Annotated in this window: 10 protein-coding genes; 8 read left to right on the forward strand and 2 right to left on the reverse strand. The window is 71.5% G+C overall.

Features of this window, described 5'->3' with window-relative positions:
- Nucleotides 1–51 precede the first annotated feature (51 nt).
- Genes A3Q37_RS02585 through A3Q37_RS02595 form a run of 3 tightly spaced genes read left to right on the forward strand, consistent with a single transcriptional unit; the run spans nt 52 to nt 4,796 of the window.
- The gene (locus A3Q37_RS02585) at nt 52–1,320 is read left to right on the forward strand and encodes an MFS transporter (protein ID WP_176711328.1); all 1,269 of its coding nucleotides are present in this window, start codon (nt 52–54) and stop codon (nt 1,318–1,320) included.
- The gene (locus tag A3Q37_RS02590; protein WP_065476972.1) at nt 1,317–2,507 is read left to right on the forward strand and encodes a cytochrome P450; all 1,191 of its coding nucleotides are present in this window, start codon (nt 1,317–1,319) and stop codon (nt 2,505–2,507) included. The genes A3Q37_RS02585 and A3Q37_RS02590 overlap by 4 nt, the downstream gene beginning before the upstream one ends.
- Before the next feature lie 3 nt (nt 2,508–2,510).
- The gene (locus A3Q37_RS02595) at nt 2,511–4,796 is read left to right on the forward strand and encodes a M20/M25/M40 family metallo-hydrolase (protein ID WP_065476974.1); all 2,286 of its coding nucleotides are present in this window, start codon (nt 2,511–2,513) and stop codon (nt 4,794–4,796) included.
- 103 nt (nt 4,797–4,899) lie between these two features.
- Here A3Q37_RS02595 and A3Q37_RS02600 read toward each other — a convergent pair whose 3' ends face one another.
- Together A3Q37_RS02600 and A3Q37_RS02605 are read right to left on the reverse strand one after the other, a co-directional pair.
- Nucleotides 4,900–6,312, reverse strand: coding sequence for a LuxR family transcriptional regulator (locus A3Q37_RS02600; protein ID WP_065476976.1), 1,413 nt, complete (start codon nt 6,310–6,312; stop codon nt 4,900–4,902).
- Nucleotides 6,313–6,322: 10 nt separating this feature from the next.
- The gene (locus tag A3Q37_RS02605; protein ID WP_255311721.1) at nt 6,323–6,538 is read right to left on the reverse strand and encodes an MbtH family NRPS accessory protein; all 216 of its coding nucleotides are present in this window, start codon (nt 6,536–6,538) and stop codon (nt 6,323–6,325) included.
- A 433-nt stretch (nt 6,539–6,971) separates the two neighbouring features.
- On the opposite strand from A3Q37_RS02605, the gene A3Q37_RS02610 reads away from it, so the two are divergent.
- Genes A3Q37_RS02610 through rbsD form a run of 5 tightly spaced genes read left to right on the forward strand, consistent with a single transcriptional unit; the run spans nt 6,972 to nt 12,865 of the window.
- A complete protein-coding gene (locus A3Q37_RS02610) occupies nt 6,972–7,988 on the forward strand; it encodes a LacI family DNA-binding transcriptional regulator (protein ID WP_065476979.1) in 1,017 nt (338 codons plus the stop codon).
- Nucleotides 7,985–9,553, forward strand: coding sequence for a sugar ABC transporter ATP-binding protein (locus tag A3Q37_RS02615; RefSeq protein WP_065476982.1), 1,569 nt, complete (start codon nt 7,985–7,987; stop codon nt 9,551–9,553). Before A3Q37_RS02610 ends, A3Q37_RS02615 begins: the two co-directional genes overlap by 4 nt.
- The gene (locus tag A3Q37_RS02620; RefSeq protein ID WP_065476984.1) at nt 9,543–11,498 is read left to right on the forward strand and encodes a substrate-binding domain-containing protein; all 1,956 of its coding nucleotides are present in this window, start codon (nt 9,543–9,545) and stop codon (nt 11,496–11,498) included. The genes A3Q37_RS02615 and A3Q37_RS02620 overlap by 11 nt, the downstream gene beginning before the upstream one ends.
- Before the next feature lie 57 nt (nt 11,499–11,555).
- A complete protein-coding gene (locus tag A3Q37_RS02625; RefSeq protein WP_065476986.1) occupies nt 11,556–12,479 on the forward strand; it encodes a ribokinase in 924 nt (307 codons plus the stop codon).
- Complete coding sequence (rbsD, locus tag A3Q37_RS02630) at nt 12,476–12,865, forward strand: D-ribose pyranase (RefSeq protein ID WP_065476988.1); 390 nt, start codon at nt 12,476–12,478, stop codon at nt 12,863–12,865. Before A3Q37_RS02625 ends, rbsD begins: the two co-directional genes overlap by 4 nt.
- The last annotated feature ends 108 nt before the right edge of the window (nt 12,866–12,973 follow it).

Raw genomic sequence — 12,973 nt, forward strand, 5'->3', positions numbered from 1 at the left:
CTGCGGCGGCGGCCGCGAGGGGGAGGGTTTCACCGATCGGCAGGAGGCTCCGTGAGCGCTGTGGCCCTATCGCGTGACTTCAAACGGCTCTGGGCAGGCAACTCCGTCACGGAGTTCGGTTCCCAGGTGACCATGACGGCACTGCCTCTCATCGCCGTCGCACGTCTCGACGCCGACGGGCTGCGGATCGGACTGCTCCAGGGCCTGTACCTGATCCCGTTCTTCCTGCTCGCCCTGCCCGCCGGGGTCTGGCTGGACCGGGCCGCACGGCGCCCCGTGATGGTCACCATGGACGTGGCCCGCGCGGCGCTGGTCGCCACGATTCCCCTGGCCGTCGCGCTGGACTCGCTGACCTGGCTTCATCTGTACGTCGTCGCGCTGGCGGGCGGCGCGATGACCCTGCTGTACGACATCGCCGCCGCGGCCTATGTGCCCACCCTGGTCCCGCCGTCCGCGCTCTCCGTCGCGCACAGCAGGATGAACGTGAACCGGGCCGTCAGCGGAACCGCCGGGCCCGGGGTCACCGGTGCCCTTGCCGGGCTGATCGGCGCGGTCTCGGTACTGGTCATCAGCGTCGTCACCTTCCTGGCCTCCGCGCTGACCCTGGCCTCCGTCCGGGGCCGGGAGAAGGCGGCCGTGCCCCCGGCGCCACTCGACCCGGCCGGCCCCGTGTCCGCCACGGCCGGACGGGACCTCATCGGGGAGACCCGGGAGGGGCTGCGGGCGGTGTTCGCCAATCCGCCGATCCGCTGCCTCGCCGTCCACGCGGCCCTCTACGCGGGAGCTCTGCAACTGGCCACCGTCTCCTCGGTGATCTATCTGCTCAGCGACGTCCGCGTCGGCCCCGGCTGGTACGGGACCGCGCTCTCGCTCGGCGGCGTGGGCGGCGTGCTCGGCACCCTCGCCGCACCCCGCATCCTGCGTCGGTTCGGCTACCGGAAGGCACTGCTCGGCGGCATCGTGTTCGCCACCGTCCCGTTCGTTCTCGTACCGCTGTCGACCTCCGCCACCGCCACCGTGGTCTACTCCTCGACCGCCCTGTTCCTGGTGGGCGCGGGGAGCTGTGTCGTCGGCACCTCGGCCATGACCCTGCGTCATCTGCTGACACCGCCGGCGCTGCACGCCCGGATGAACGCCAGCTACCGCCTGCTCCCCATGGCGGCCACCCCGGCGGGGGCGCTCCTGGCGGGCGCCCTGTCGGAGGTGACCGGGGCGAGAAACACCCTCTGGTTCGCGCCGGTCGCCCTGCTCGCCTCCGTCGTCCCGCTCCTTGCCGCGCCCCTGCGCACCCTCCGACACCGCAACGAGGTGCACACGTGACGTCCCGTACGTACCCGGTCGCCGACCTCGGCAGCGAGGAGTTCTACGCAGCGAACGACCCGACCGGGCTGTGGCGGCGGTTCGTGGCGGACGACGCCATGGTGTGGACGCCCCCGAGCGCCACGCACAACGGGTTCTGGTCGGTCTTCTCGCACCGCTCCTGTACGGCCGTGCTCGCCGCGGACGCCCCGTTCACCTCCGAGTACGGGATGTTCATCGGCTTCGACCGGCAGCGTCCCGACGCGGGAAGCGGCCGGATGATCGTGGTGAGCGAGGGCGAGGTGCACGACCGGCTCCGGCGCGTCATGGGCGGCTACCTCGCCCGTGCCACGGCCGGGCCGCTCGCCCGGGTCGTCGCGCGGGAGCTGGACGCCTTCGTCGCGGCCGCCCGCGAGCACGCGGTGTCGGACGCGGCGGCGCTGGGTTCGGCGCTCCCCAACACCGTGGTGTGCGAACTCCTCGGGGTGCCGGCCTCCGACCACGAACGCCTGCGGTATCTCACGCAGTTCGCGGTCGGCGCGCCGGACGATCCGCGGCGGATGTCGCCCTCGGTCGCACATCTACAGATCATGAGCTACTTCGCCGACCTCGTCCGGCACCGGCGCCGCGTCCCGGGCGACGACCTCGTCAGCCATCTGCTCGGCGACGGCATGACGGAGCACGACGCGCTGATCAACTGCGACAACGTGTTCGCCGCCGGGAACGCGACGACGCAGCACTCGGTGACCGGCGCCTTCGACGGCCTCGCCACCTCACCGGGCGCCCTGGATACCCTCCGCGCCGATCCGGCGGCGGTGAGGACGGGCGTGGAGGAGGTGCTGCGCTGGTCGACGCCGGGGCCGCACGTCCTGCGGGTCGCGCTCCGGGACACCGTCGTCGCCGGCCGGCCGGTCCCCGCGGACACCGCCGTGGTCAGCTGGCTCGCCGCCGCCAACCGGGACGCGCGGGCCTTCCCCGACCCGGACCGGTTCGACGTCCGCCGGCGTCCCAACCGCCATCTCTCCTTCGGGCACGGCCTCCACTACTGCCTCGGTGCCGCGCTGGCACGGCTCGAACTGCGCATGCTCCTGGAGAGCCTGGCCGAGCACGTCACCGCGGTCCATCACGCGGGAGAGCCCGAGCGGCTCAGAGCGACCAAGGTCAACGGATACCGCCGTCTCCCGGTTTCCTTCGAGTGGAGAGACTGAGCCATGCCTGCCATACGATCCGCCGTCCTGCGGGCGGTCCTGGCCGTCCTCCTCCCGCTGCTCTGCGGGATCGCGGCACTCACCTCGGTGCGGCCGCCCGCGGCGGCGCCGGCCGACGCCCCGGTCACCGCCTTCTCCGCGGAACGCGCGTACGAACACCTGGAGCGGATCGCGCGGCATCCCCGCCCCACCGGCGGCGCCTACACGGCCGAGGTCCGCGACTACCTGGTCGGGACGCTCGCGAAGACGGGACTGACGGCCGAGGTCCAGCGCGCCACGGTCTTCGACGAGGAACGGCCCGGCGACATCACCGGCGCGCGGGTGGAGAACGTCGTGGCACGGCTGGCCGGCACGGGTGACGGGCCCGCCGTCCTGCTCGCGGCCCACTACGACTCGGTGGGCAACAGCCCGGGGGCCAACGACGACGGTGTGGCCGTCGCCGCCCTCCTCGAAGCGGCCCGGGCCATCAAGGCGGCGGGACCGGCCCGGAACGACATCCTGGTGCTGTTCACCGACGCCGAGGAGTCCGGCAGCCTCGGCGCCCGCGCCTTCGTCGAACGCCACCGGTGGGCGAAGGACGTGGGGTACGCGCTCAACTTCGAGGCACGCGGCAGGAGCGGGCCGTCCATCATGTTCGAGTCGAGCGGCGCCCCGGCCGGCGTACTGAACGAGACGGGCACGCCGGTCGCCAGCTCCGTCAGCGAGGCGGTCTACGGGCTGCTCGGGCACTACACCGATTTCACGGTCTTCGAGAAGGCCGGCATCCGGGCCATGAACTTCGCCTACGTCGGCGAGCTGATGCACTACCACACCCCCGTCGACTCGCTGGAGCACGTCGACAAACGGAGCCTCCAGCATCACGGCGAGTACGCCACCGAGGTCGGCGCGCACCTCGCCTCGTCCGACCTCGCGTCGTCCACCACGGACGAGGTCTACTTCACCCTCCCGCTGATCGGCGTCGTCGCCCACCCCCTGTGGGTGACCTACCTGCTCGGCGGCCTCGCCCTCGCACTGCTGGGCGCCGGCATCGTCAGGGGCGTACGGCGCGGCCTTCTCGCACCACGCCGGCTCGCCGTGGCCCTGCCGCTCGTCGTGGGCGGCACGGTGCTGGGCGGTCTCGTACCGTTCGCCCTGTGGGAGGCGCTCCGCGCGTTCTACCCCGGCTACGACGACATCCCCAACGGCGATGTCTACAACAGCGGCCTCTTCCTGACCGCGTTCGCCGTCCTCACCGCCTGCGCGCTGGTGCTGTGGCTGCGGTGGTCCCGGAAGAAGGTGAGCGCCGAAGACCTCGCGGCGGCCGCCGCGGTGTGGTGGGCGGTCCTCATGGGCGCCGCCGTCCTGCTGCTGCCCGAGGCCGCGTACGTGTTCGTCCTGCCCCTGCTCACCGTGGGGCCGGCGCTCGCCTTCCCCGCGTTCCGGACCATCGGGTACGCGGTCGCGGCAGCGGTCGGCCTGCTCCTCCTGGTCCCCGCCTGCTACCTCGCGCTGCTGGTCACCGGACTGGAGTTCGCCTGGGCCGTCTTCCTCCTCGCGGCCGCGCTGCTGATCCTGCTCCTCTCGCCCGTCAGCCTCCCCTTCACCCCGTCGCGGACGCTCGTGCGGTGGGCCACGCCCGTGGCCCCGGTCGCAGCGGCCGCGCTGCTGGGCGCCTCCCTGGCCACCGGCGGGTTCGACAAGGACCATCCGGAACCGGGGACCTTCTTCTATCTCCTCGACTCGGACACCGGACGGGCGCAGTGGGGTACGACCGACCCGGTCCCGGACGGGTGGACCGACGCGTACGCGCCGAAGCCCGTCGAGAGCGGCCGGCTGCCGAAGTTCTTCCGCAACAGCTATCCGTTCAGGACCGGGGACGCCCCTGCGGGAGACCTCCCGGGCCCGGAGATCAAGGTGCTCCGCAATGTCGTCGAGGACGGTGTCCGCACCGTCCGGTTCACGGTCGGCTCCCGGCGGATGCCACCCGTCCTCAGCGTGACGAACCCGTCCGGTCTGCGGGTGCGCAGCGCCGTGGTCAACGGGACGAAGGTCACCGGTGGCAAGGACACCCCCGGCAACGGCAAGGGTTCTCCGTGGACCCTGGAGTTCCTGGCCGTCCCCCGGGAGGGCCTCGACATCACCCTGGTCGTTCTGTCGGACGAGCCGTTGCCGCTGCGCGTCCACGACCGCAGTTTCAGCATCGAGGAAGTGCCGTCGCTGGCCGACGAGTTCGACCGCCCCGAGGGCACCATGCCCGGGAACGACCACGGCGACTTCGTGATGACCAGTACGGAGACCGTCGTGAAATAAGGGGACCAAGTAAGGGGGAAACAGGGCGGTCGGAGTACTGCCGATCGCGGGGGCGGGTGATGGCCCGCCCTCGGATCCAGGCCCCGGATCCAGGCCCCCGGATTCAGGCGCGGGGCCGGGCGACCACCCGGTTGGCGACGGTCAGCCCGGCCAGCTCGGCCCTGCTGGAGACACCGGACTTGGCGAAGATGCGGGCAAGATGCGTCTCCACCGTCTTGTGACTCACCTCCAGCAGCCGGGCGATCTGCCGGTTGGTCCGGCCCTCGCTGACCAGACGCGCGATCTCGAACTCGCGCCGGCTCACCTGGACCGGCCCCGCGGCATTCTTCTCGGGGAGATCCAGCAACGCCTCGTACCGGGCACGGACCTTTTCCCAGCGGACAGCGTGCTGCACACGTCCGGCGGCACGCTCGGCCCGGCCGAGCAGGTTCGCCGCCCGTCTGCGTTCCCACACGGGGAGTTCGCCGAGTTCGTCACCCGCGACGTCCAGCACCGCGCGGACACAGCCCGCGCTGTCGCCGTCCGCCAGAACCGCGGTGGCGTAGGTCAGCCGCGCCCGCCGCCACTGCGGGCTGTCCAGGTCGACCACCCGCATCGCGCACGTGGCGTCCTCCAGGGCCTGATCGAGGTGGCCCGAAGCGAGAGCGACCTCGCCCCGTACGACGAGAGCCATGGCCCAGTGGTCGTTGTGGCCGAGGGAGCGTGCCGCCGAGACCGCACGCTCCGCCCTGTCGGCCGAGGTCGACAGGGCTCCCTGCCGCAGCGCCAGCTCCGCGAGTCCGGCCTGGAGCGGGGCGACCGGCAGGTACTGACCGCTCGCCTCGCACACCAGCAGCCCTCGCAGGAACCGCCGGCGGGCCCGCTGATTCTGACCGAGGTGGGTCTCGGCCCAGCCGAGATCGGACATGATGACCGGACGTTCTGCCAGTTCCTCGTCGGTCCGCAGGTCGACGAGGTCCGCCGAGTCCTTCACCAGCCGCAGCGCGTGATCGACCTCCTCCCGGCCGAGCGCCTCGACGGCGAGCAGCACCAGCGCGTGTGCCCGTTGGAGGCGCTGCTCCTCCTTGATGACCGCCAGAGCAGCGTCCGACCAGGACCAGCGGGTGTCCCAGAAGGCGGTCGCCGCCAGCTCCAGCCGGAGACTCCCGGTGTTCACGGCCGCCGGATGGCCGACGGCTCCCCGGAGGATCACGCGGGCGTGGGTGAAGCGGCCGTCCGCGAGCGAGAGGAACGCCAGGACGTCGGCCGCCTGCTTCAACTCCTGGTCCGGGCCGACCAGCGCGCTCCATTGCGCGAAAGCCGCACGGCACTGCGCAGGCTGACCGATGCGCGCGTGCGCACGGGCCATGGACAGCAGCAGGTCGGCCTGTTGCCGCCGGCCGTCCGGAACGGCGGCCAGAAGCCCCAGGGCGGCCTGGCACCAGTCGACCGCCAGTCGCGGATTTCGCGTGAGTACGGTGTCGACGCCTGCCGCCATGACGTCGAACGCGGCACGTGCCTGTGCAATGACGTCCACGACGGGGCGTCTAGTCGTCCGCGGCCATCGCCTGACGCAGACTCAGCGGCCTCATATCGGTCCAGACCGTGTCGATATGGGCCAGGCACTCGTCCTTGGACCCGGTCACTCCCACAGATGTCCAACCCTCGGGCATGTCCCGTCCGGTCGGCCAAATGGAGTACTGTTCTTCACCGTTGACAACAACCGCATACGCACCGGACTGGCTCAACGTGCCCCCCGAGATGTGAGTTGACGAACGCGCGCAGCCGGTACCACTCGCCTCGATGTGAGGGCTCGACTCCCTCGACATGTCGGTCCGGCGTGCACCGAGGCCTACCCTAACGCTCCAGGGTTCAGTCCGGGAGATGCATCTCACACGACTTCACCCTGGCACCCTGAACAACATCCTTCACATGTGTCAAAGCGTGTGAAAGCGGAACGGCTGAGCCGCCGCGACGGCAGGATGTCCCCTTCCGCTCCTGTCGCACCGCCCTCCTTCCGCACCCTCTCCCCTCCCGTCACGATCCGGTCTCGGCCACGGGAGGGGGTCTTGCTTTCGGCCATGTAATCGATTCCAATCGTCCGTGTAATCGATTCCACGGCGTCGTGAACCGGTCCACCACCGGTCGGTCACCGGGTTTCGAGGTGTACGGAAACCACAAGGAGGTGGTCCGGACATGGCGAGCATCAAGGATGTCGCGGCCGAGGCGGGAGTGTCCGTCGCCACGGTCTCGCGCGTGCTGAACAGCCATCCGTCCGTCAGCGAAGAGGCGCGCACCCGTGTCCTCGCCGCCGTCGAAGCGCTCGGCTACCGGCCCAACGCCGTGGCCCGCTCGCTGCGCACCGCCCAGACCCGCACCCTCGGCCTGGTCATCAGCGATGTGCTCAACCCGTACTTCACCGAGCTGGCCCGCTTCGTCGAGGAGGAGGCCCGCGCGCTCGGCTACAGCGTCATCATCGGCAACGCCGACGAGCGGCCCGAGCTCCAGGACCACCACATCCGCACGCTCATCGACCGCAGGATCGACGGGCTCCTCGTCTCGCCCGCCGACGGCGGCTCCCCGCTGATGCGGGACGTCGCCCTGAGCGGTACGCCGATGGTCTTCGTCGACCGCTGGATCCCCGGCATCGACGTGCCCGTCGTCAGGGCCGACGGTACGGGCGCGGTCAAGGATCTCGTCTCCCATCTGCACGGGCTCGGTCACCGCAGGCTCGCCATCATCGCCGGGCCCGCTGCCACCACCACCGGCAACGAGCGCGTCGAAGCGTTCCGGGAGGCCATGCGGGAGCTGGGGCTCGCCCTGCCCGACGCCTATATCGGGCAGGGCGACTTCCAGGCCGCCAGTGGGCGCCGGGCCACCGAGCGGTTCCTCGCCCTGGCCGAGCCGCCCGAGGTCGTGTTCGCCGCCGACAACCTGATGGCCCTCGGCGCGCTCGACGCGATCCGGGCGCGCGGCCTGCGCGTGCCCGACGACATCGCGCTCGCCGCCTTCGACGACATCCCGTGGTTCGTCCACACCGATCCGCCGATCACCGCCATCGCCCAGCCGACCGCCGACCTGGCACGGGCCGCCGTGCGCGCGCTGGCCGACCTGATCGAAGGACGGACCCCGCAGTCCGTCACCCTGCCCGCCCGCCTCGTCGTGCGCCGCTCGTGCGGCGGGGCCGCAACGAACCAGAGGAGCGACCGGTGACCGCACCGGAGGAGCAACCGACCACCGCGCCCGACGAGTTGCTGCGCGTCGAAAGTCTGCGCAAGACCTTCCCCGGCGTCGTGGCGCTCGACAACGTCGACTTCGACCTCCGCAGAGGCGAGGTCCACGTCCTGCTCGGTGAGAACGGCGCGGGCAAGAGCACCCTCATCAAGATGCTCTCCGGCGCCTACCGCCCCGACCGCGGCCGCATCCTCGCCGACGGCCGCGAGGTCCGCATCGACGGCGCGCAGGACGCCGAACGGCTCGGGATCGCCACCATCTACCAGGAGTTCAATCTCGTCCCCGATCTGACGGTGGCCGAGAACATCTATCTCGGCCGCCAGCCCCGCCGCTACGGGCTCGTCGACCACCGCCGGATGCGCCAGGACGCGGCCGAGCTGCTGCGCCGCGTCGGCGTCGACGTGCGCCCCGACGCCAAGGTGCGTGAACTGGGCATCGCCCGGCTCCAGATGGTCGAGATCGCCAAGGCGCTCAGTCTGGACGCCCGCGTCCTCATCATGGACGAGCCGACCGCCGTCCTCACCTCCGAGGAGGTCGACAAGCTCTTCGCGATCGTCCGCCAACTCCGCGAGGACGGCGTCGGGATCGTCTTCATCACCCACCACCTGGAGGAGATCGCCGCACTCGGCGACCGCGTCACCGTCCTGCGCGACGGCCGCAGCGTCGACCAGGTCCCGGCCTCCACCCCCGAGGACGAACTCGTCCAGCTCATGGTCGGCCGCAGCATCGAGCAGCAGTACCCCCGCGAACGCCCCGACACGGGCGACGCGTTGCTGTCCGTGCGGGGGCTGACCCGCGACGGCGTCTTCCACGACATCAGCTTCGACGTGCACGCCGGCGAGGTCGTCGGCCTCGCCGGACTGGTCGGCGCCGGGCGTACGGAGGTGGCGCGCGCGGTCTTCGGCGCGGACCCGTACGACGCCGGCACCGTCGACGTACGCGGCGAACGCCTCGCCCGGCACGACGTCCCCGCCGCGATGGGCGCCGGGATAGGCCTCGTACCGGAGGACCGCAAGGGCCAGGGGCTGGTGCTCGACGCCTCCGTGCAGGAGAACCTGGGCCTGGTCACCCTGCGGTCCGCCACCCGCTCCGGGCTCGTCGACCTCAAGGGCCAGCGCACCGCCGCCGCCCGCATCGCGCAGCAGCTGGGCGTCCGCATGTCCGGCCTCGGCCAGCACGTGCGCACGCTGTCCGGCGGCAACCAGCAGAAGATCGTCATCGGCAAATGGCTGCTGGCCGACACCCGGGTCCTCATCCTCGACGAGCCCACCCGGGGCATCGACGTCGGCGCCAAGGTCGAGATCTACCAGCTCATCAACGAACTGACCGCCTCCGGCCACGCCGTCCTGATGATCTCCAGCGATCTGCCCGAGGTGCTCGGCATGAGCGACCGCGTCCTCGTCATGGCCCAGGGCCGGATCGCCGGGGAACTCCCCGCCGAAGAAGCCACCCAGGACGCGGTGATGGCCCTCGCGGTCTCCACCGCCGCACCCCGCGAACACCCCGCACCGAAGAACGAAGAGGAGGGCCCCCGTGGCCACTGAGACACTCAAGAGTGACACGGGCGCAGGGGGCACCTCCGTGATACGCCGCGTCCTGCTCGACAACGGAGCGCTGAGCGCCCTGGTCGTCCTGGTGGTGGCGATGTCGCTGCTCTCCGGCGACTTCCTCACCACGCAGAACCTGCTCAACGTCGGCGTCCAGGCGGCCGTCACCGCCATCCTCGCGTTCGGCGTCACCTTCGTCATCGTCTCGGCGGGCATCGACCTGTCCGTCGGCTCGGTGGCCGCCCTGTCCGCGACGGTCCTCGCCTGGTCGGCGACCTCGGCGGGCGTACCCGTCGTCCTGGCCGTCGTCCTCGCGATCGCCACCGGCATCGCCTGCGGCTTCGTGAACGGCGCCCTCGTCTCGTACGGCAAACTCCCGCCGTTCATCGCGACGTTGGCGATGCTCTCCATCGCCCGCGGTCTCTCGCTCGTCATCTCGCAGGGCAGCCCGATCGCCTTCCCCGACTCCGTCTCACGGCTCGGCGACACCCTCGGCGGCTGGCTCCCCGTACCGGTCCTCGTGATGATCGCGATGGGCCTGATCACCGCGCTGATCCTGGGCCGTACGTTCATCGGCCGCTCGATGTACGCCATCGGCGGCAACGAGGAGGCGGCCCGGCTCTCCGGTCTCCGCGTCAAGCGCCAGAAGATCGTCATCTACGCCCTGTCCGGCCTCTTCGCCGCCGTCGCGGGCATCGTCCTGGCCTCGCGCCTCGTCTCCGCCCAGCCGCAGGCCGCCCAGGGGTACGAACTCGACGCCATCGCCGCCGTCGTCATCGGCGGGGCCAGCCTGGCCGGCGGCGTCGGCAAGGCGTCCGGCACCCTGATCGGCGCGCTGATCCTCGCCGTCCTCCGTAACGGCCTCAACCTCCTCTCCGTGTCGGCGTTCTGGCAGCAGGTCGTCATCGGCGTCGTCATCGCGCTGGCCGTCCTGCTCGACACGCTGCGCCGCAAGGCCGGTTCGGGGGCGGCCTCCTCGGCCGGAACGGCGCCCGGCGCACCGGGATCCGGGCGCAGGGGAGCGCTCAAGTTCGCCGGAGCCGCGCTCTGCGTGGCCCTCGTCGTCGGCGCGGTCTCCTACGTCAACTCCGGTTCGTCCGGGGGCACGACGAAGGTCGGCATGTCCCTCTCCACGCTCAACAACCCCTTCTTCGTGCAGATGAAGGAAGGCGCACAGGCGGAAGCGGAGAAGGCGGGCATCGACCTCACCGTCACCGACGCCCAGAACGACGCCTCCCAGCAGGCCAACCAGCTCCAGAACTTCACCAGTTCGGGAGTCTCCTCGATCATCGTCAACCCGGTGGACTCGGACGCCGTCGGGCCGGGCGTCCGCAGCGCCAACAAGGCCGACATCCCCGTGATCGCCGCCGACCGGGGCGTCAACAAGGCCGACACCGCCACCCTCGTCGCCTCCGACAACGTGGCGGGCGGCAAGCTCGCCGCGGACGCGCTGGCCGACAGGATCGGCGGCAAGGGCAGCATCGTCATCCTCCAGGGCACGGCGGGCACTTCCGCCAGCCGTGAGCGCGGAGCAGGCTTCGCCGAGGGCCTCAAGGCGTACCCGGACATCAAGGTGGTCGCCAAGCAGCCCGCGGACTTCGACCGCACCAAGGGCCTCGACGTCATGACGAACCTGATCCAGTCGCACCCCGGCATCACCGGCGTCTTCGCCGAGAACGACGAGATGGCGCTCGGCGCGGTCAAGGCGCTCGGCAGCAAGGCCGGGAAGTCCGTCTCGGTCGTCGGCTTCGACGGCACCCCGGACGGCCTGAAGGCGGTCGAGGCCGGCACGCTCTACGCGTCGGTCGCCCAACAGCCCGCCGAACTCGGGAAGATCGCCGTCCAGAACGCGGTCAAGGCCGCGAAGGACGAGAAGGTCGCGAGCACGGTGAAGGTGCCGGTCAAGGTGGTCACCCGGGAGAATGTCGCCGACTTCTCCTGAACCCGCCCCGCGCACCGGTTTGTTGAACCCCGACCGACGAAAGCAGGAAGCACGCCCATGCACGACAACGCCCCCGACGACCGGTACGACCTGCTGGTCGTCGGGTCGGCCAACGCCGACCTGGTGATCGGCGTCGAGCGCCGCCCCGCCCCCGGCGAGACGGTCCTCGGCTCCGACCTGGCCGTCCACCCCGGCGGCAAGGGCGCCAACCAGTCGCTGGCCGCCGCCCGCCTCGGCGCCAGGACGGCCCTGCTCGCCCGGGTCGGCGACGACGACCACGGACGTCTGCTGCTGGAGACCCAGCGCGCGGCGGGCGTGGATACGGACGGAGTCCTGGTCGGCGGGGCCCCCACCGGCGTCGCGCTGATCACCGTCGACCCTTCGGGCGACAACAGCATCGTGGTCTCCCCGGGGGCCAACGGACGCCTCACACCCGAGGACGTCCGCGCGGCGGCCCCGCTGCTGGCCGCCGCCCGGGTGATCTCCGTACAGCTGGAGATCCCGTTGGAAACGGTGGCCGAAACGGTATGCGGCCGGGGGCCGGACACCCGGCTCGTCCTCAACCCGTCGCCGCCCGCCCCGCTCCCAGGGGAGGTGCTCGCCGCCTGCGATCCGCTGGTGGTCAACGAGCACGAGGCGCGGTACATCCTGGGCGACGACGCGGGGGAGGGGCCGCACGACTGGGCCCCGGCGCTCCTCGCGCTGGGCCCGCGCTCGGTCGTCATCACCCTCGGCGCCGCCGGGGCCCTGGTCGCCGACAGCCGTACGGCCTCCCTGGACCACCTCGTCAGCCCGAAGGTAGAGGCCGTCGACACGACCGGCGCCGGGGACGCGTTCACGGCGGCCCTCGCCTGGCGCCTCGGCCGGGGCGACGATCTGCGGGAGGCGGCGGCCTTCGCCGTGCGGGTGGGCGCGGCGGCGGTCACGGCACGAGGGGCACAGGAGTCGTTCCCGACGCTGGAGGAGGTCGACGCGCTGTGAAGAAGTCGGGCATCCTCAACCGTCACCTGGCAGGCGCGATCGCCGAACTCGGCCACGGCGACACCGTCCTGATCTGCGACGCCGGCATGCCGATCCCGCCCGGCCCCCGCGTCGTCGACCTGGCCTTCCGCGCCGGGATCCCGTCGTTCGCCGAAGTTCTGGACGGCCTGCTCGACGAACTGGTCGTCGAGGGCGCAACGGCCGCCGAGGAGATCCGCGACGCCAACCCGGAGGCGGCGGCGCTCCTGGACACCCACTTCCCCTGGCTGGAGGTGGTCCCGCACGACGATCTGAAGGCGCTGACGACGACGGCCCGCCTGGTGGTCCGTACAGGGGAGGCACGGCCGTACGCGAATGTGCTGCTGCGGTGCGGGGTGTTCTTCTGAGCGCCGAAGACGCCGCCTTGAGCGCCGAAGACGCCCCCTGAGGCGAGCCACCGGCGAGTCATCCCCGTGAGGCAACGACGTTACGAGAGAGGCCTGTTCGCCGTCACG

It is taken from the genome of Streptomyces sp. PTY087I2, assembly GCF_001687325.1.
Classification (GTDB): Bacteria; Actinomycetota; Actinomycetes; order Streptomycetales; family Streptomycetaceae; genus Streptomyces.